Consider the following 17,934-nt stretch of genomic DNA (forward strand, 5'->3'; position numbering starts at 1 on the left):
CGGGGGGCGGACGACCATCGGGGGGCGGACATGGGACCAGCCGGACAGGACGGCACGACGATGACGGCGACGGACGGCACGGGGCGGTACGCCTCCCGGACCCCTGAGCTGCGCGTCTGCGTCGTCGGCGACGACTTCGTCGCGGGCGTCGGCGACCCGCGTTCGCTCGGCTGGGTCGGGCGGGTCGGGGCGCGGACGTCGCGCACCGAGAGCCTCGTGACGCTCTTCCCGCTCGGGGTGCCCGGCGAGACGACGACCGGCCTGCTCGCCCGCTGGCGGGAGGAGACCGGGCGCCGGTTCGCCGACGCGGACCCGGAGTCGTTCCGGCTCGTCATCGGGCTCGGGCACGCCGACCTCGCCGACGGGATGTCGCTGGCCCGGTCGCGGCTCAACCTCGCGAACGTGCTCGACGAGTGCCTGGCGCGCAACCTGCCGGTCTTCGTCGTCGGACCGCCGCCGGCCGACCGGGCGCAGCACGCCGACCTCGTCCCCGAGCTCTCCGACGCCTTCGCGGACGTCTGCCTGCGCCGCCGGGTGCCCTACGTCGACTGCTGGCGGCCGCTCGTCCACCACGAGGACTGGCTCACGGACATGGCCGCCGGCGACGGCCGGCACCCCGGCCAGGTCGGGTACGGCCTCATGGCCTGGCTCGTGCTGCACAACGGCTGGGCCCAGTGGCTCGGCGTCGCCGAGGACTGAGGCAGCGCCCGTCACGGACGCACGGCCTCACAGGTCCCGGCGCCACCACAGCATGCCGTCGTCCTCGGCGCCGACCAGGCCGAACCCGTTCTTCTCGAGCACCCGGCGGCTCGCCGCGTTGGTGACGGCGGTCTCAGCCGTGACAGCGTGCAGCCCGAGCCGGCGCGCGAGGTCGAGCATGCCCGCGAGGGCCTCGGTCGCCAGCCCCGTGCCGTGCACGGACGGCGCGAGCCCGTAGCCGACCTCGACGACGCCCGCCGCGTCCGGCGCGGTCTTGAAGCCGATCCCGCCGACGGCGACGTCCACGGCGTCCGGCTCCCGGAGGAGCCGCACCTGGAGCGGCCCCCACGGCGCGCCCGCGGTCGGGACCGCGTCGTGCCGCAGGGACAGTCCGGCCATGAGCACGTCACCGTCCGTCGGGTAGTCCGGCGCCCAGGCGCCGTCGTCGACGAGGACCGCACGCACCCTGTCCCGCACCGCGACGAGGTCCGGCCCGGGCAGCGCCACGAGCGCGAGCCGTGCCGTCCGGACGACGACCTCGGCCCGCGCGGGACCGCTCACGGCCGGGTGAAGACGACCTTGCCGACGAGGTCCCCGGCCGCCATCTTCGCGAAGCCGTCACGGGCGTCCTCGAGCGGCATCACCGAGTCGACGAGCGGTCGCACCCCGGTCTGCTCGCAGAACCGCATGAGCCGCTCGAGCTCCTCCTTGGTGCCCATCGTCGAGCCGACGACGCGCAGCTGGAGGAAGAAGATCCGGTTGAGCTCGGTCGCCGCCGGGTTCGGGCCGGACGTCGCCCCCGAGATGACGACGGTGCCGCCCTGCTTCAGCGACTTCACCGAGTGCCCCCAGGTCGCCGCGCCCACGGTCTCCATGACGGCGTCGACCCGCTCCGGCAGCCGGGCGCCGGACTCGAACGCGGCCGCGGCACCCAGCTCGAGCGCCTTGGCCCGCTTGGCCTCGTCCCGGCTCGTCGCCCAGACCCGGTACCCGGCCGCGGCGCCGAGCGCGATGAGCGCCGTCGCGACCCCGCCGCCGGCGCCCTGCACGAGCACCGTGGAGCCGGGCTGCAGGCCGGACTGGGTGAAGAGCATCCGGTAGGCCGTCAGCCATGCGGTCGGCAGGCAGGCGGCCTCCTCCCACGACAGCGCAGCAGGCTTGGGCACGAGGTTGCGCCGCGGGACGACGACCTCGTCGGCGAGCGTGCCCTGGTACCGCTCCGAGAGCAGCGACCGCTTCGGGTCCATCGTCTCGTCGCCGCGGTAGTCCGGGTCGCCGATGACGGCGTGGACGACGACCTCGCGGCCCTCGTCGTCGAGCCCGGCGGCGTCGCAGCCGAGGATCATCGGGAGCCGCTCCGCGGGCAGGCCCACCCCGCGCAGGCTCCACACGTCGTGGTGGTTCAGGCTCGCGGCGCGCACCCGCACCCGGGCCCAGCCCTCGGGCACCTCCGGGGCGGGCCGCTCCCCCACGACGAGGGCGGACAACGGGTCGTCGGGACTGGTCGTGGCGGCGTAGGCAGCGAGCATGGCCGCAATCTACGGGTCAGGCACCCGGTCCGCACCGTCCGGGCGGCCTTCTGGGCCGGGGAACGGTACGCACCGGGTGCCTGAGGCGGGACTTCGGGTCTCGCCGTGGGGCCGCCGGGTGGGCGGCCGGTTCTGCGGGGGTCAGGCGCGGGCGACGCCGTCGGCGCGGGCCGCCGCCATGACCGCCTGGGCGACGGCGGTGACGACCCGCTCGTCGAAGACGCTCGGGACGACCTCGCCCGCCGTGGGTGCGTCGACGCAGCCCGCGATCGCCTCGGCGGCCGCGAGCTTCATGCCCTCGGTGACCCGCGTCGCCCGGCAGTCGAGCGCGCCCCGGAAGATCCCCGGGAAGGCGAGGACGTTGTTGATCTGGTTCGGGAAGTCGCTGCGCCCGGTGCCGACGACCGCCGCGTACCGGCCGGCGACGTCCGGGTGCACCTCGGGGTCGGGGTTGGCGAGCGCGAAGACGACGCCGCCGGGGGCCATCGTCGCGACGACCTCCTCGGGGACCGTCCCCCCGGACACCCCGACGAAGACGTCCGCGTCGCGCAGCGCCTCGGCGATGCCGCCGGTGACGCCGCGCGGGTTCGTCCGCGCCGCGAGCTCGCTCTTGACCTCGCTGAGGTCGTCGCGCGACGTCTCGACGATGCCGCGGCTGTCGCACACGACGACGTCCTCGACGCCGGCCCGGCGCAGGATCGCCGCGATGGCCACGCCGGCGGCACCCGCTCCGCTGATGACCGTCCGCAGCCCGGTGAGCTCGCGGCCGACGACCTTCGCGGCGTTCATGAGGGCGGCGAGGACGACGACGGCGGTGCCGTGCTGGTCGTCGTGGAAGACCGGCATCGCGAGCCGCTCCTGGAGCCGGCGCTCGATCTCGAAGCAGCGCGGCGCGGAGATGTCCTCGAGGTTGATGCCGCCGAAGGTCGGGGCCATCAGCGCGACGGTCTCGACGATCGTGTCGACGTCGGTCGTGGCGAGGCAGATCGGGACGGCGTCGACGCCCGCGAAGTGCTTGAAGAGCAACGCCTTGCCCTCCATGACGGGCATCGCGGCGCCGGGCCCGATGTCGCCGAGCCCGAGGACGGCGGTGCCGTCCGAGACGACCGCGACCGTGTTGCCGCGCCCGGTGTAGACGTCGAGCAGGCCCGGGTTCGCGGCTATCGCGCGGGACACGTCGGCGACGCCGGGGGTGTAGGCGAGCGACAGGTCTCGACGGTCGCGCAGCGGCGACCTCGGGACGACCTCGAGCTTGCCGCCCGCGTGGAGCGCGAAGACCGGGTCGCTCGGGTCGGGCCGGCCCGCAGCGGGGTCGTGCGGCGTGGTGAGGGAGCTCGTGAGCTCCTCGAAGGTGACGTCGAGATCGAGCGGTTCTGCAGACATGGATGACCCCAGGAAGGAAGGACGGCGAAGCCCGCGCGCGCCGGGACGGCGTCGACGGGCGGCCGAAGCGAAAGGTGGGATGTCGAGTGGTGTCTCGACGAAGGAATCGGCGACTCGGTTGCGGTCGCGCGACCTCGCGGTCGCGGCGTGCGCGACACGGTGTGGTCGCTGACACCTGGAGAACGGGGGTCACCCGTGGCAACACTCTGCCACAACCGGACGGCGCGGCGCGAGAGCGTGGGCGACGATGGGCACGTGACGAACGCCTCGCCCGACCTGCTGCCGCTGCCCGGCGGTCTCGCCCTGGTGCGACTGGGAGCGCAGGCCCGGTCGATGCTGCCGACGCTGCGGCCCGGCGACCGGCTGCTCGTGCGGGCCGGCGCGGGCGCGACCCGACGTGTCCGCGACGGACGGCTCGTCGTCGTCCGGCTGCCCGGCGGCCGTCCGCCGTCCGTCAAGCGGCTCGTCCACACCGATGCCGAGGGCTGGTGGGTCGAGCGCGACAACCCGGCCGAGGGGGTCGACTCCTGGCAGGTGGGGTCGATCCCGGAGGGCGACCGGCTCGGTGTCGTGGTCGCGCGGCTGTGGCCGCGGCCGGGCCTGCTCCGGGCGGGGCCGCGGCGCTGACCGGTCGTGGCGGGCGCCGGTTCGGGGGTGGCGCCCATGCGCGGTGCAGGGGACGCAGGTAGCGTGACCGGCGTCGGTCCCGACCAGGGGCCGCGCACGAGCCAGACATCATCTTCGACGTTCCACGAAAGGGAGTGACGGGATGCTCAGGCGTCTCCTCGACGCCCTCGCGGGGACCGAGGTCAGCGCGCACTGCGACCTCCCCTGCGGCGTCTACGACCCGGCCCAGGCCAAGATCGAGGCCCAGTCGGTCAAGGCCACGATCGAGAAGTTCCTCGCCTCCGACGACGAGACCTTCAAGGCGCGGGCCATCGCCATCAAGGAAGAGCGCAGCGACCTCGTCAAGCACCACCTCTGGGTGCTGTGGACGGACTACTTCAAGCCGCCGCACTTCGAGAAGTACCCGCAGCTCCACCAGCTCTTCAACGACGCGACGAAGCTCGCGGGCGCGGGCGGCACGAAGGGTTCGACCGACGTCGCCGTCGCCGACCAGCTGCTCGCCAAGATCGACGAGATCGCGGAGATCTTCTGGGAGACCAAGAAGGCCTGACGCTCGACCGATCCTCGAACGGCGCCCCGGCCCTGCGGCCGGGGCGCCGTTCGGCGTCCCGGCGCCGTCTGTCCCCGGTCGGTCCTCACGTCCGGCCTCCCACCTGCGGTTACCGGCGGGTAATGTGCGCCGCATGACGACGGAGTCGCAGCCCGCAGCCGCCCACGCCACCGCCGACGGGGACACCCCCGCGACCCTCGAGGGCCACGGCGGGGCGCTCGCCGTCGCGGCCGCCCGGGCGCACGGCGTCCGCGCGATGTTCACCCTCTCCGGGGCGCACGTGTTCCCGCTCTACGACGGGGCGGTCAAGGCGGAGCCGCCGATGCCGCTCGTCGACGTCCGGCACGAGCAGACGGCGGTCTTCGCCGCCGAGGCGACCGCGAAGCTGACCCGGACGCCGGGCCTGGCCGTCCTCACCGCGGGGCCGGGCGTGACGAACGGCGTGAGCGCCGTGACGACCGCGCACTTCAACGGCTCCCCGCTGCTCGTCATCGGCGGCCGGGCGCCCGCCTACCGCTGGGGCACCGGCAGCCTCCAGGAGCTCGACCACCCGCCGCTCCTCGCGCCCGTGACGAAGCGGTCCGCGACGATCGGCTCGACCGACGCGATCGCCGCCGAGGTGGACGCCGCCCTCACCCTCGCGACGAGCCCGCACCGCGGGCCGGTCTTCCTCGACGTCGCGATGGACGTCGTGTTCGGCGGCGCGGCCGTGCCGGCCCCGACCGCCCCCGAGCGGGTGCGGGTCACCCCCGACACCGACACCCTCGACCGGGCCGCCGCCGCTCTCGCGGGCGCTCGCCGTCCGCTCCTCGTGCTCGGCTCGGACGTCTGGTCGGACGGCGCCGAGGACGCCGCGGTCGCGCTCGCGACCGAGCTCGGGCTGCCGGTCGTCCCCAACGGGATGGGCCGCGGGATCCTGCCGCCGTCCGACCCGCACCTGGTGACCCGGGCCCGCGGCGCGGCGTTCGGCGGTGCGGACGTCGTCGTCGTGGCCGGCACCCCGCTGGACTTCCGGCTCGGCTACGGGCAGTTCGGCGGCAAGGACGGCGCACCGCTCGCGCAGGTCGTGCACCTCGCGGACGACCCCTCCGGCCTCGCGCGGCACGTCGACCTCGCCGCCGGCGTGAGCGGCGACCTCACGCTCGTGCTCGACGGGCTGCGCGAGCGGGTCGCCCGCACCGGCCCGCACCCCGAGGTCGCCGCCTGGACGGCCGGCCTGCGCGCGCGGCACGAGGCGGCCCTCGCGAAGGACGCCGTGGAGCTCAGCGCCGAGAGCGACCCGATCCACCCGGCGCGGGTCTACGGCGACCTCGTCCCGCTCCTCGCCGACGACGCGGTCGTCATCGGCGACGGCGGCGACTTCGTCTCGTTCGCCGGCAAGTACGTCGAGCCGGCCCGCCCCGGCGGCTGGCTCGACCCCGGCCCCTACGGCTGCCTCGGCACCGGCCTCGGCTACGCGGTCGCGGCCCGGCTCGCCCGGCCGTCGGCGCAGGTGGCGCTCATGCTCGGCGACGGCGCGGCCGGGTTCTCGCTCATGGACGTCGACACCCTGGTCCGGCACCGCCTGCCGGTCGTCATGGTCGTCGGCAACAACGGCATGTGGGGGCTGGAGAAGCACCCGATGCAGATGATGTTCGGCTACGACGTCGCCGCGGAGCTGCTCCCCCAGACCCGGTACGACGAGGTCGTCCGTGCCCTCGGCGGCGCCGGCGAGCTGGTCACCCGCCCCGGCGACCTCCGGGCGGCGCTGCAGCGCGGCTTCGACTCCGGGGTCCCGTACCTCGTCAACGTCGTGACGGATCCGGCCGTCGCTTACCCACGGAACACGACCGGCATCTGACGGTCACCGTCTGTTTTCCGCGTGTTGCTCTGAAGTGTCACGGACATCACTCACCCGGACAGGTGACCCATCTCGCCCGTCGGATCATCGGGTTGTAGGATGAATTTCATGGAACCGATCATCATCCTCGTGACCCTGCTCCTCGTCTCCGTCCTCTCCCCGTTCTTCGGCACCGACACCCGGACCGCCGAGCTCGAGAAGCGCCGCTGGGGCGGCATGCGCTGACCTGGACGACCTCCGTCCAGCACCACGCGCAGCACCGAACCCCACCACCGGCACCACCCGCACGACCTGTGGCGCGCCGCGGGTGCCAGGCGTCGTAAGGTCCCGTCATGGACCGCACCGCCGGCACCGCGGACGCCACGACCGGCCCCATGACCGTCATGACGACCCCTGACGGCCTGACCGTCCGCCCCGCCCGGGCCGACGAGCTCGAGGCGGCCGGGCTCGCCGTCCGGGACGCCTACGCGGCAGACGGTTTCGCCGCCGAGGGCGGCTACCTCGAGACCCTCGCTGACACCCGCTCCCGGGCCCGGGACGCGACCGTCGCGGTCGCCGTGTCGACGGACGGCACGGTGCTCGGCAGCGTCACCTTCGCCCTGCCGGGCAGCCGCTGGGCCGAGCTGTCCCGCCCCGGCGAGGCCGAGTTCCGCGCCCTCGGGGTCGCCCCCGACGCCCGCGGCCGGGGCGTGGGCCTGGCGCTCACGCAGTGGTGCCTCGCCGAGGCCGGCCGGGTGGGCGCGACCCGGCTCGTGCTGTGCAGCCTCGACCGGATGCACGCGGCGCACCGGCTCTACGGCCGGCTCGGCTTCACCCGCCGGCCCGACCTCGACTGGGCCCCCGAGCCCGGCGTCGACCTGCTCGCCTTCTCCCGCGACCTGTGACGCGCGACCCGGACGCGCAGGTCACCGCGCACAGTCCCGACGCACCGGCCCGACACACACCCACCCGGGGCACGCCGGGCACCGTCACCGCCCGTTAGCCTTCGGTGTGACGTCCGTGAGCGGCGGACGCCCGGCCGTCCGGCCGATGGTGCGCAGGGGTGCGGGGGTGGGCGATGGCGATGTTCCGGCGGCGTCCGGCCGCCCGGGTCGGTGACGACCTGCCCGACCCCACGTTCTCCTTCCTCACCGTCGGCGAGGCCGCACGGCTGCGCGCGCTGACCCGGGAGGCGTTCGCCCGGCACGGCCTCGAGGTCGACGTCCACGCCGACCACCTGCGGTCGGACGACGGTGCCGGGTACGGCCTGCACAACCTCTTCGCCCTGTGCCACAACGCGCGCAAGGGCGAGCGCGAGTGGCCCTCGATCGTCGGCGACCACGTCGCGCGGATGATCCGGGCCCGGCAGGGGCCGGAGCTCACCGAGCTGGCCCCCGAGGAGATCCTCGAGCACGCGTTCATCCGGGTCGTCGCGGCGACGTCCCTGCCGGACCTGTCGGGGTTCGGCTACCGGCGCGAGGTCGTCGGGGACCTCGTCGAGCTGCTCGCGTTCGACACCCCGGACGCCGTCGTCCTCATGCCCGACGAGGTGGTCTCCCGGGTCGGCGTCGACGACCTGCGCGCGGCCGGCGTCCACAACCTGCTCACGGAGCCGTTCGGCGGCATCGAGTGGCTCGAGGCCGGCGACGTCCGGTTCGGGGTCGTCGCGGGCGAGTCCGTGCACACCGCGAGCCGGATCCTCACCGTCGACGACGTCCTGCGCCGGGTGCACGGCGAGCCCGACGCCCCGCACGGCACGCTGCTCGCGATCCCCTACCGGCACCAACTCGCCTTCCACGTCGTGCGCGACGCGAGCGTGCTGCCGACGGTCGAGGCGATGGTGCGGTTCGCGATCGCCGGGTACGACGACGGCGTCGGGAGCATCTCGCCGCACCTGTACTACCGGGCGGCGTCCGGCGCGCTGCAGCAGCTCACCGTGCACAGCGAGGAGGGCGAGGTCTCGGTGCACGTCGAGGGCGCGTTCGCCGACGCCATCGAGGCCGTCATGCCCGAGGGACCACCGCTCGACGACTGAGAGCCACGGCCGGCGGCAGGGCCTCAGCCCTCGTGGTCGTGCTCGACGACCCCGGCCGGCCGCTCGTAGTAGTCCCCGGCCTCGGCGCACCACCAGGCCTTCGTCGTCCGCAGCCCGGTCGGCCCGTCGAGGGTGCCGGCGGCGATGACGAGCTTGTCGGGCCGGCCCGCCGTCCGCCAGAACAGCGTCGACCCGCACGTGCCGCAGAACCCGTACTCGACGCCGGGTGCCGGCTCGTACCAGCGCAGCGTGCCGTCCACGGTGAGGACGACGTCCGCCGGGGCGGCCGCGGTGGCGGCCATGTGGTGGCCGGTGATCCGCCGGCAGCGCGGGCAGTGGCAGTCCCAGACGTCGCGCAGCGGCCCGGTGACGTCGTACGCGACCCCGCCGCAGTCGCAGCGGCCGTGCGCCCGGCGGGGCACCGGCCCGCTCACCCGGCGTGCCCGAAGGTGCGGCGGTAGCGGGACGGCGGCGTCCCGCGCAGCCGGGTGAAGTGGTGTCGCAGCATGGTCGCGGAGCCGAAGCCGCAGCGCCGGGCGACCTCCTCGACGGCGAGGTCGCCGGTCTCGAGAAGCTCCTCGGCGAGCGCGACCCGGCGCAGCAGCAGCCAGGCGTGCGGCGTCGTCCCGGTCTCCTCGCGGAAGCGCCGGGCGAACGTGCGCTCGGACATCGCCGCCCGCCGGGCGAGGACGGCGACCGAGAGGTCCTCGTCGAGGTGCGCGACGGCCCAGTCGAGGACGGGCGCGAGCGTGCGCGCCTCGACGTCGCGGACCGGGCTCTCGACGTACTGCGCCTGGCCGCCGTCGCGCTGCGGCGGCACGACCATCCGGCGCGCGACGGTGTTCGCGGCGGCGGCGCCGAAGGCGCTGCGGACGATGTGCAGGCACAGGTCGATCCCGGCCGCCGTGCCGGCGCTGGAGGCGACCGGGCCGTCCTCGACGAACAGGACGTCGGGCACGAGGTCGACCTCCGGGAAGGCCTCCTGGAACTCCTTCTCGTACCGCCAGTGGGTCGTCGCGCGGCGACCGTCGAGCAGGCCGGCCCGGGCGAGCACGAAGGCGCCCGAGCACAGGCTGACGACCCGGCCGCCGCGGGCGACGACGTCCTCGAGGGCCGCGACGAGGTCCGGCCCGGGCCGGTAGCCGGTGCCGCACGCCGGGACGACGACGAGGTCGGCCGTGGCGAGCCGGTCGAGGCGGTGGTCGGCGACGACGCCCAGGCCCGCCTCGCCGCGGACGACGCCGGGCCGCGGGGACGCGATCGCGAAGTCCACCGTCGGGACGCCCGCGTCACTGCGGTCGATGCCGAAGACCTCGCAGGCGACGGCGAGCTCGAACGGCGAGACGCCGTCGTCGACGACGGCAACGACGTCCGTCAGGGGGTACCGGCCGCAGGCGGCCTGGTCGCAGGCGATGGACACCCGACCATCATGCGCCGGCACTGGCTGGATGTCTACGAGAAGTGGCTTTCCTGCCACTGGTGGCAGCCTTTCAGTGCACGCAGACTTTCTGCCATGACACCTCTGCTGATCCTCGCCCTCGTCGTCACCCTCGCCCTGCTCGCGCCGCTGCTCGGCACGGACAGCCGCGACCTCGCCGGCCGCGGCAACCGTGGCGACCACCCGCTCTCCCCCGACCCGCTCTCCCCGGACGGAACGACCACGAGCGGCGACCGGCCGCGCCACCTGCGGCGGCACCAGCCGCGGTTCTGAGCGTTCCGGGCGGGGCGGCGGCTCAGGCCTCGGGCAGCCGCCCGACGAACCGCTCGACGTCGACGACCACCCGGGTCACCTCGCCGGTGCCGACGAGCCGGCCGGCCCGGTCGGTCGCGGCCACCCGGAAGCGCAGCAGCCGCCCGTCCTGGGCGACGAGCTCGGCGGTCACCTCGACGCGGCCACCGACCGGGGTCGCGAGCAGGTGCTCCAGGCTCACCCGGGTGCCGACGCTCGTGAGGCCGTCCGTGACCGGGCCGGCCACCACGGCGCAGGTCGCGGACTCGCACCACGCGAGCAGCCGCGGCGTCGCGAGCACCTCGACGATGCCGCTGCCGAGGGCGAGCGCCGTGTCGGCGGCCGTGACGTCGAAGGCGAGCCTGGCGGTCGGGGGTGCTGCGTCGTCCGGCATGGTGCGAGCGTACGGACCGCGCCGGCCGGTGCAGTGTCAGGCGACGAGACCGATCCGGCGCAGCTCGACGGACAGGTCGTGCGGGTGGCTGGACGCCGCCATCGCGTCGTCGACGGTGACCACCCCGTCGCGCACCAGCGCCACGAGGTGCTGGTCGAAGGACTGCATGCCGTAGTAGCCGCCCTCGGCGACCAGCGCCCCGATCGTGCCGGTCTTGTCCGGGTCGACGATCGCGTCGGCGATCCGGCCGGTGCTCACGCAGACCTCGGCGGTGACGCACCGCCCGAGCCCGTCGGCGCGCTGCACGAGGCGCTGGCAGACGATGCCCTTGAGGGCGCCGGCGAGCGAGATCCGGACCTGCTTCTGCTCGTGCGGCGGGAAGAAGTCGATGATGCGGGTGACCGTCTCCTGGGCGTCCGTCGTGTGCAGCGTCGACATGACGAAGTGACCGGTCTCGGCCGCGGCGATGGCCGCCTTGACGGTCTCCTGGTCGCGCATCTCGCCGACGAGGATGACGTCCGGGTCCTGCCGCATCGCGGCCCGCAGCGCGGTCGCGAAGTCCTCGGTGTCGACCCTGACCTCGCGCTGGTTGACCATGCCCATCTGGTCCTCGTGGAGGATCTCGATGGGGTCCTCGATCGTCACGATGTGGACCTCGCGCGTGGCGTTGACGAGGTTGACCATGCCCGCGAGCGTCGTCGACTTGCCGGAGCCGGTCGGGCCGGTGACGAGGACGAGCCCGCGCGGCTCGAGGGCGAGCGCGGCGACCGCGGGCGGCAGACCGAGGTTCTCCAGCGGGACGGCGCCCACGGTGACCCGGCGGAACACCAGACCGGCGGTCCCCCGCGCCCGGAACGCGTTGACCCGGAACCGGCCCAGCCCGGGGATCGAGTACGCGAAGTCGGCCTCGTGGGTGCGCGAGAACTCCTCGGCGAGGTCGGCGCGCATGACCTCGCGGACCATCGCCTCGGTGTCCTCGGGGGTGAGCACCGGGGCCTGGAGCTTGCGCAGGCGACCGTCGATCCGGACCCGTGGCGGCGAGCCGACCTTGCAGTGCAGGTCGGACCCGAAGAGCTCGACGAGCGCGCGCAGGTACGGCTCGACGGTCGCGGAAGACGTCAGGGGGTCCACGTCCGTGGTGTCGGCCCCGGCGGTCCCCTCCTTGAGCGCCGCGCCGTGGAGGACGTCGAACCGGTGTGGGACGATGACCGCGTGCGCCGTCGCGCACGAACCACACCTCGAGGAGTTCCGATGAGCAAGCGCGCCCGTAAGCGCCGCGCCCGCAAGGGCAACTCCAGCAACCACGGCAACAAGCCGAACTGCTGACCCCGGCGGTCGACGCCGTCCCCTACGGGACCGAGAAGGGCCCCGGCCGTCGGCCGGGGCCCTTCGTCGTCGGTGACAGGGGTGGAGGGTCGGTCAACCCAGCTCGAGCCGCACCTGGGTGATCCGCACCATGATCTTCGCGCGGAGCTCCTCCGGAGCGCTCTCGCAGGCGCAGCTGCGGCGCACGAGGGCCTTGAGCGCGACGTCGAGGTCGTACTCCGACAGGCACGGCGAGCACTCCACGAGGTGCTGCCGGATCTTGTCGATGTCGATCTCGGTCATCTCACCGTCGAGGTACTCGTAGACGCGGTCGAGAACCTCTCGGCAGTCCGTGTCGTGGGGGTTGCCGCAGCTCATTCCGCACCGCCCTCAGTGCCGTCCGCGCCGGTGCCGCTCGAGGCGGCGACGAGCCCGCGCTCACGCGCGTAGTCCTCGAGAAGAGCCCTCAGCTGCCGCCTCCCGCGGTGCAGCCGGGACATGACGGTGCCGATCGGGGTGCCCATGATCTCCGCGATCTCGCGGTAGGCGAACCCCTCGACGTCCGCGAGGTAGACCGCGATGCGGAACTCCTCGGGGATCTGCTGCAGCGCGGTCTTCACGTCCGAGTCGGGCAGGTGGTCGAGCGCCTCCGCCTCGGCCGAGCGGAGCCCGGACGACGTGTGCGACTCGGCGCGCGCGATCTGCCAGTCCTCGATGTCGTCGGACTGGGCCTGCTGCGGCTCCCGCTGCTTCTTGCGGTAGGTGTTGATGTACGAGTTCGTGAGGATCCGGTAGAGCCACGCCTTGAGGTTCGTGCCCGGCTCGTACTGGTGGAACGAGGCGAAGGCCTTCGTGAAGGCCTCCTGCACGAGGTCCTCGGCGTCCGACGGGTTGCGCGTCATCCGCAGCGCCGCCGAGTAGAGCTGGTCGAGGTACTGCAGCGCGTCGCGCTCGAAGCGCGCAGCACGCTGCTCGGTGGTCTCCGTCGCCGGGGCGCGGCCCGTGTCCTCGCTCATCACCCGTGAGCCTATCGGCCGCGGCCGACGCTCACCTTCCCAGGACGGCGTGAGACCCGGACCCAGCAGACCGCCCGGTGCCAGATCGTCGACGGCTGTCAGCAGCAGCACGCGCGAGGCCACCTTCTCGTCGTGGGGCACCTCACGGCGCCACCTGCCCTGACGACCCTCCCGGCCGCCGCCGCGCACCTGCAGCGCGGCTCGCCGGTTCAGAACACCGACCCGGCCGGGGGCATTCCTGACCGAACTGCACAGGTCGTCGGGCCGGGCGGATCAGCCGGAGAACGTGGCGAGGAGCACCCGGACGGCGGCCGCGACGGCGCCGTCCGGCCCGGCCGAGGGCTTGAGGCCGTGGTCGCCCTCGACGGCGGTCACGAGGACGCCCTCGAGCCCGAGGGCCTCCACCTCGGCCGGGCCGCCGAACGGGTCGCGGCGGCCCTGGACGACGTGGACCGGCACCCCCGCCCCCGCGAGCTCGCCGGACCGGGTCTTCTCGGGCCGGCCGGGCGGGTGCAGCGGGAACGCCAGGCAGAGGACGCCGGCGGCCCCGGTCGTGAGCGCCGTCCGGCAGGCGACCCGGGCCCCGGCGCTGCGGCCGCCGACGACGAGCGGCCCGGTGCCGGTGCCCGGGCCGGCGAGAGCGTCGTCCGCGAGCGCCGCGAGGACGGCGAGCCAGCCGGTGTCGAGCCGGGCGGGTGCGGGCGCGACCTTCCCGCCCGCCACCCGCCACGGCTGCTCGACGAGGACGCACCGCCAGCCGCCGGCCACGGCGACCGCGGCCGCCACCTGCAGGTCGGGCGCACCGATGCCGCCGCCCGCGCCGTGGCCCAGCACGAGGACGCCGGCCGGCCGCCGGCCGTCCGCCGGGTCGTGGACGTGCGCCCGGGCGAGGCCGACCGGGGTCCCGACGTCGACGACGGCGTCCGGGACCACCACGCCGGACGGGCGGGCGGCGTCAGAAGAGCGGGGCACTACCGCCCCCGATGAGCTCGCCGGTCGCCGGGTCGACGACGCCGCGCAGGTCGGCCACCGGGACCGCCTCGAGCAGCTCCGCGCCGTTGTTGCCCACCGCGTTGACCCGCGTCGACACCGCCGTCGCGAGGAAGCGACCGGCGACGGGCGGCTCGACGAGCGCGCGGACGTCGTCCGCGTCCGTGAGCCCCGGGTCGAGCCAGGCGTCCCAGCGGTCCCGCGGCAGCACGAGCGGCATCCGGTCGTGGATGACGTCGAGCCCGGGCTCGGCCGCGGTCGTGACGATCGTGAACGAGGTGAGCCAGGCGGCCGGGTCGTCGGGGTGGACCGCCGGGTCGCGCCAGAACTCGTAGAGCCCGGCGAACGCGATCGGCCCCTGCGCGACAGGGTGGATGAAGAACGGCTGCTTGCGCGGCTTGCCCTTGGCGTCGGTCTCGGTCGGGCTCTTCTGCCACTCGTACCAGCCGTCGGCCGGCACGAGGCAGCGCCGGGTCAGGGCGGCGCGCTTGAAGCCCGGCTTGTCGAGGATCGTCTCGACCCGGGCGTTGATCATCCGGTTGCCGACGGACCGGTCCTTGGCCCAGGACGGCACGAGACCCCAGGTGAGCAGCCGCAGCCAGCGCACCGGTTCCGCGGCCGCCGTGCCGCCGTCCGCCTGCGCGTCCTGCGCCTGCTCGACGGCGGCGTCCGCGGTGACGTCGCCGTCCTCGTCGCTCGCCTCCGCCGCCTGCTCGTCCGCGACCTCGCCCGACGCGCCCTCGACGGGCCGCGGCCGGCGTTCGAGGACGACGGGCACCTGCTTGGTCGGGGCGACGTTGTAGTCGGGCGCCGCGGCGTCCGGGGTCTCGCCCGGTCCCGGCCCCTCGGTCGCGTCGACCTCGAACTCCTCGACGAGGTCCTCGGGGCGGCTGCTCGCCGCGTAACGTCCGCACACCCCTCCCACCCTGCCACGGCGGGCGCGGTCCGCCGCGGAACCCGTGCCGATCCGGGGCCCGGAGCAGGAACGAGGGCGCCGGCGGGCCGGGCACGCGTGCGCACGGGGTCGGATAGGGGTAAGCAGGAGTCATGACCGTCGTCCGGCGCCTCGCCCGTCCCCTCCTCGCCGCCTCGTTCGTCTCGAACGGGCTCGACGCCTTCCGGCACCCGGCGCAGCGCGTCGAGGCCGCCCGGCCGCTCGTCGACCGGGTCGCCGAGCCGCTGGGCCTGCCGCGCGACCCGGAGACGTTCGTCCGGGCGAACGGCGCCGCGATGGCCGCCGCGGGCACCCTCTTCGCGCTCGGCAGGCTGCCCCGGCTCTCGGCCCTCGTCATGGCCGTGACGCTCGCCCCGACCGCCTACGCGCAGCACGCGTTCTGGCAGGAGAAGGACCCGGTGCGCCGTCGCGAGCAGCGCCGCGCGCTCGTCCAGGACGCCAGCCTCGTCGGCGCGGCGCTCGTCGCGGCCGTCGACACCCAGGGCCGGCCGGGGCTCGCCTGGCGCAGCCGGCACGCGGTCGAGCAGGCCGAGCGGACGGCGAAGCGCGCCTCCCGGGACGCCAAGCGCGCCGGGCGGCAGGCCAAGCGGGCCGCGCAGCTCGAGACGCGGCACGCCGTCCGGACGGCACGGAGCACGGCGCGCGGCGCAGCGACGTCGGCGAGGTCCGCGCTGCCGGGCTGACCGGCACAGGCACCGGCGAACGGCCTAGGGTCGTGGGCATGACCTCCGAGGTCGAGCCCGTCACGCCGACCGCACCACGCCCGGTGGGGCGCACCGTCTTCACCCAGCGCTGGGCGCACCTGACCTTCCTCCACTGGGCCGTCGAGCCCGACGTCGTCGCGCCGTTCCTGCTGCCGGGGCTGCGCCCGGACACGATCGACGGCCTCACCTACGTGGCCCTGGTCCCGTTCGTCATGCAGGACGTCGGCCTGCTCGGCGCACCCCGGATGCCGTACGTCGGCGACTTCTGCGAGACGAACGTGCGGCTGTACTCGGTCGACGAGCAGGGCCGGCGCGGCGTCGTCTTCCGCTCGCTCGACGCCTCCCGGGTCGCCCCGGTGCTCGTCGCCCGGTGGGGCCCCGGGCTGCCGTACGTCTGGTCCCGGATGCGGTTCTCCGCCCGGCCGACGCCGGCCGGCGGGACGGCGACCCCGCCGACGGACGGCGCGGCCCGGCTGCCGCGGACGGCCTACGCCGCCGGGAGCGTGCTCTCGTACACGAGCCGTCGCCGGTGGCCCGCGGGCGGTTCGTCGGCGCACCCGGCGCACCCGGCGTCGACCGTGCGGGTCCGGGTCGGCGACCCGGTCACGGCGGGGCCGCTCGAGCACTTCCTCACCGCCCGCTGGGGACTGCACCTGGCCGACCGGCGCGGCCGCACCCGGTACTGGCCCAACGAGCACCCGCAGTGGCCGCTGCACGCCGCGCAGGTCCTCGACCTGGAGGACCAGGTGCTCGAGGCGGCCGGCTTCCCGGGCCTCGTGGGGCGCCCGCCGGACAGCGTCCTGCACTCCCCCGGGGTCGACGTCCGCTTCGGCCCCGTCCTGCCATAGGCTCGCGGACCATGAGCCTGCCGACCTGGGCGGCCCCGAGGGCCGTCGAACCGGTCGACGCGACGGTCGCCCTGCCCGGGTCGAAGTCGCTGACGAACCGCTACCTCGTGCTCGCCGCGCTCGCGGAGGAGCCGTCCCGCCTGCGTGCCCCGCTGCGGTCACGCGACACCGACCTCATGGCCGCGGCCGTCGCCGCCCTCGGCGCGGACGTCGTCGACGTCCCGACGACGCAGGCCCTCGGCGCGACGTCGGCCGGCGGCGACGACTGGCTCGTGACGCCCGGGCCGTTGCGCGGCCCGGCGCAGATCGACTGCGGTCTCGCCGGCACCGTCATGCGGTTCCTGCCGCCGGTCGCGGCGCTCGCGGACGGCGACGTCCGGTTCGACGGCGACCCGCGGGCCCGGGAGCGGCCGATGGGGCCGGTCGTCCGGGCGCTGCGCGACCTCGGGGTCGAGGTCGACGACGGCGGCACCGGCCTGCTGCCGTTCACCGTCCGCGGGAAGGGCAGCGTCCGCGGCGGGACGGTCCGGATCGACGCGTCCGCGTCGTCCCAGTTCGTCTCCGCCCTGCTGCTCGTCGGCGCCCGGTTCGACGAGGGGCTCGTCGTCGAGCACGTCGGCCCGCCGATCCCGAGCGAGCCGCACGTCGTCATGACCGTCGAGGCGCTGCGGGACGTCGGGGTCGTCGTCGACGACGCCGACCCGTCGGTCTGGCGGGTCGAGCCGGGCCCGGTCGGGGCCCTCGACGTCCAGGTCGAGCCGGACCTGTCGAACGCGGCGCCGTTCCTCGCCGCCGCCGCCGTCACCGGCGGCCGGGTGTTCGTGCCCGGCTGGCCGCAGCACACGACCCAGGCCGGCGACGAGCTGCGCGACCTGCTCGACCAGATGGGCGCCGACGTGTCGCTCGAGCGCGAGGGCCTCACGGTCCGCGGCACCGGCGACCTCTACGGGATCGAGGCCGACCTGCACTCGGCGGGCGAGCTGACCCCGGTCGTCGCGGCCCTGTGCGCCCTCGCCGACACCCCCTCGCACCTGTACGGCATCGCGCACCTGCGCGGCCACGAGACCGACCGGCTCGCCGCGCTCGCCCACGAGATCAACGCCCTCGGCGGCGACGTCACCGAGACCGAGGACGGCCTCGTCATCCGCCCGAAGCCGTTGCACGGCGGGGTGTTCGCGACGTACCACGACCACCGGCTCGCAACCGCCGGCGCCCTCCTCGGGCTGGCGGTGGACGGCGTCCTCGTGGAGAACGTCGCGACGACCGCGAAGACGCTGCCGGACTTCACGGGCCTCTGGGCGCGGATGATCGAGGGCGGGGACGCACGCGGGTGACCCCCTCCAGGCGGCGC

At 75.1% G+C, this 17,934-nt stretch carries 22 protein-coding genes; 11 read left to right on the forward strand and 11 right to left on the reverse strand.

Annotation, left to right across the window (positions count from 1 at the left end):
* The first annotated feature begins 60 nt into the window (after window positions 1-60).
* A complete protein-coding gene (locus EDJALFJO_RS17430) occupies window positions 61-699 on the forward strand; it encodes a GDSL-type esterase/lipase family protein (RefSeq protein WP_088287558.1) in 639 nt (212 codons plus the stop codon).
* 27 nt (window positions 700-726) lie between these two features.
* On the opposite strand, the gene EDJALFJO_RS17435 is transcribed toward EDJALFJO_RS17430, so the two are convergent.
* From EDJALFJO_RS17435 to EDJALFJO_RS17445, 3 genes are all read right to left on the reverse strand, one after another.
* A complete protein-coding gene (locus EDJALFJO_RS17435; RefSeq protein ID WP_088287560.1) occupies window positions 727-1,260 on the reverse strand; it encodes a GNAT family N-acetyltransferase in 534 nt (177 codons plus the stop codon).
* On the reverse strand, window positions 1,257-2,228 hold the full coding sequence (locus EDJALFJO_RS17440; protein WP_088287561.1) for a zinc-binding dehydrogenase: 972 nt from the start codon (window positions 2,226-2,228) through the stop codon (window positions 1,257-1,259). Before EDJALFJO_RS17440 ends, EDJALFJO_RS17435 begins: the two co-directional genes overlap by 4 nt.
* Window positions 2,229-2,369: 141 nt before the next feature.
* Window positions 2,370-3,611, reverse strand: coding sequence for an NADP-dependent malic enzyme (locus tag EDJALFJO_RS17445; protein WP_088287563.1), 1,242 nt, complete (start codon window positions 3,609-3,611; stop codon window positions 2,370-2,372).
* 255 nt (window positions 3,612-3,866) lie between these two features.
* Here EDJALFJO_RS17445 and EDJALFJO_RS36110 point away from each other — a divergent pair, with 255 nt between their 5' ends.
* The 5 genes from EDJALFJO_RS36110 (at window position 3,867) to EDJALFJO_RS17470 (ending at window position 8,642) form a co-directional block, all read left to right on the forward strand.
* The gene (locus EDJALFJO_RS36110) at window positions 3,867-4,238 is read left to right on the forward strand and encodes a S24 family peptidase (RefSeq protein ID WP_198950399.1); all 372 of its coding nucleotides are present in this window, start codon (window positions 3,867-3,869) and stop codon (window positions 4,236-4,238) included.
* Window positions 4,239-4,380: 142 nt separating this feature from the next.
* Window positions 4,381-4,788: a superoxide dismutase, Ni gene (gene sodN / locus EDJALFJO_RS17455; protein WP_088287564.1), complete on the forward strand. Its 408-nt coding sequence runs from the start codon at window positions 4,381-4,383 to the stop codon at window positions 4,786-4,788.
* A gap of 133 nt (window positions 4,789-4,921) precedes the next feature.
* Window positions 4,922-6,628, forward strand: coding sequence for an acetolactate synthase (locus EDJALFJO_RS17460; protein ID WP_088287566.1), 1,707 nt, complete (start codon window positions 4,922-4,924; stop codon window positions 6,626-6,628).
* A 332-nt stretch (window positions 6,629-6,960) separates the two neighbouring features.
* Entirely contained in the window at window positions 6,961-7,512 is a 552-nt protein-coding gene (locus EDJALFJO_RS17465) for a GNAT family N-acetyltransferase (RefSeq protein ID WP_198950400.1), read from the forward strand.
* A gap of 173 nt (window positions 7,513-7,685) precedes the next feature.
* The gene (locus tag EDJALFJO_RS17470) at window positions 7,686-8,642 is read left to right on the forward strand and encodes a hypothetical protein (protein ID WP_088287567.1); all 957 of its coding nucleotides are present in this window, start codon (window positions 7,686-7,688) and stop codon (window positions 8,640-8,642) included.
* Between the two features lie 23 nt (window positions 8,643-8,665).
* Here EDJALFJO_RS17470 and EDJALFJO_RS17475 read toward each other — a convergent pair whose 3' ends face one another.
* Together EDJALFJO_RS17475 and EDJALFJO_RS17480 are read right to left on the reverse strand one after the other, a co-directional pair.
* Window positions 8,666-9,076, reverse strand: coding sequence for a GFA family protein (locus EDJALFJO_RS17475; protein ID WP_198950401.1), 411 nt, complete (start codon window positions 9,074-9,076; stop codon window positions 8,666-8,668).
* Entirely contained in the window at window positions 9,073-10,062 is a 990-nt protein-coding gene (locus EDJALFJO_RS17480) for a helix-turn-helix domain-containing protein (protein WP_233149922.1), read from the reverse strand. The genes EDJALFJO_RS17475 and EDJALFJO_RS17480 overlap by 4 nt, the downstream gene beginning before the upstream one ends.
* Window positions 10,063-10,155: 93 nt before the next feature.
* On the opposite strand from EDJALFJO_RS17480, the gene EDJALFJO_RS17485 reads away from it, so the two are divergent.
* A complete protein-coding gene (locus EDJALFJO_RS17485; protein ID WP_088287569.1) occupies window positions 10,156-10,353 on the forward strand; it encodes a hypothetical protein in 198 nt (65 codons plus the stop codon).
* 22 nt (window positions 10,354-10,375) lie between these two features.
* On the opposite strand, the gene EDJALFJO_RS17490 is transcribed toward EDJALFJO_RS17485, so the two are convergent.
* Both EDJALFJO_RS17490 and EDJALFJO_RS17495 read right to left on the reverse strand, forming a co-directional pair.
* Complete coding sequence (locus EDJALFJO_RS17490; protein ID WP_088287571.1) at window positions 10,376-10,765, reverse strand: thioesterase family protein; 390 nt, start codon at window positions 10,763-10,765, stop codon at window positions 10,376-10,378.
* 36 nt (window positions 10,766-10,801) lie between these two features.
* Window positions 10,802-11,896, reverse strand: a complete 1,095-nt coding sequence (locus tag EDJALFJO_RS17495) for a type IV pilus twitching motility protein PilT (RefSeq protein WP_198950402.1) — start codon at window positions 11,894-11,896, stop codon at window positions 10,802-10,804.
* Window positions 11,897-12,016: 120 nt separating this feature from the next.
* Between EDJALFJO_RS17495 and EDJALFJO_RS36475 the strand changes: the two genes are divergently transcribed.
* Window positions 12,017-12,091 (forward strand): 50S ribosomal protein bL37, encoded by a 75-nt coding sequence (locus tag EDJALFJO_RS36475; protein WP_369812550.1) that lies wholly within the window; start codon window positions 12,017-12,019, stop codon window positions 12,089-12,091.
* Window positions 12,092-12,184: 93 nt separating this feature from the next.
* Here the strand turns inward: EDJALFJO_RS36475 and rsrA are convergent, their stop codons facing one another.
* The 4 genes from rsrA to EDJALFJO_RS17515 all read right to left on the reverse strand — a co-directional run bounded on the left by rsrA (window position 12,185) and on the right by EDJALFJO_RS17515 (window position 14,992).
* Window positions 12,185-12,448, reverse strand: a complete 264-nt coding sequence (gene rsrA, locus EDJALFJO_RS17500) for a mycothiol system anti-sigma-R factor (protein WP_088287573.1) — start codon at window positions 12,446-12,448, stop codon at window positions 12,185-12,187.
* Window positions 12,445-13,086: a sigma-70 family RNA polymerase sigma factor gene (locus EDJALFJO_RS17505; protein WP_088287575.1), complete on the reverse strand. Its 642-nt coding sequence runs from the start codon at window positions 13,084-13,086 to the stop codon at window positions 12,445-12,447. The genes rsrA and EDJALFJO_RS17505 overlap by 4 nt, the downstream gene beginning before the upstream one ends.
* Window positions 13,087-13,359: 273 nt before the next feature.
* Window positions 13,360-14,058: an alpha/beta family hydrolase gene (locus tag EDJALFJO_RS17510; RefSeq protein WP_143448630.1), complete on the reverse strand. Its 699-nt coding sequence runs from the start codon at window positions 14,056-14,058 to the stop codon at window positions 13,360-13,362.
* Window positions 14,042-14,992 carry an SOS response-associated peptidase gene (locus tag EDJALFJO_RS17515; RefSeq protein ID WP_088287578.1) on the reverse strand — a complete coding sequence of 317 codons (951 nt, stop codon included), beginning with the start codon at window positions 14,990-14,992 and terminating at the stop codon, window positions 14,042-14,044. The genes EDJALFJO_RS17510 and EDJALFJO_RS17515 overlap by 17 nt, the downstream gene beginning before the upstream one ends.
* Before the next feature lie 131 nt (window positions 14,993-15,123).
* Between EDJALFJO_RS17515 and EDJALFJO_RS17520 the strand changes: the two genes are divergently transcribed.
* From EDJALFJO_RS17520 to aroA, 3 genes are read left to right on the forward strand one after another with little or no spacing between them, the layout of a single operon-like run.
* Window positions 15,124-15,714: a DoxX family protein gene (locus tag EDJALFJO_RS17520; RefSeq protein WP_088287580.1), complete on the forward strand. Its 591-nt coding sequence runs from the start codon at window positions 15,124-15,126 to the stop codon at window positions 15,712-15,714.
* A 38-nt stretch (window positions 15,715-15,752) separates the two neighbouring features.
* On the forward strand, window positions 15,753-16,583 hold the full coding sequence (locus EDJALFJO_RS17525; protein ID WP_088287632.1) for a YqjF family protein: 831 nt from the start codon (window positions 15,753-15,755) through the stop codon (window positions 16,581-16,583).
* An 11-nt stretch (window positions 16,584-16,594) separates the two neighbouring features.
* Window positions 16,595-17,917 (forward strand): 3-phosphoshikimate 1-carboxyvinyltransferase, encoded by a 1,323-nt coding sequence (aroA, locus tag EDJALFJO_RS17530; protein ID WP_088287582.1) that lies wholly within the window; start codon window positions 16,595-16,597, stop codon window positions 17,915-17,917.
* The last annotated feature ends 17 nt before the right edge of the window (window positions 17,918-17,934 follow it).

This window comes from Kineosporia sp. A_224 (assembly GCF_002198655.1).
Taxonomy (GTDB): domain Bacteria; phylum Actinomycetota; class Actinomycetes; order Actinomycetales; family Kineosporiaceae; genus R-H-3.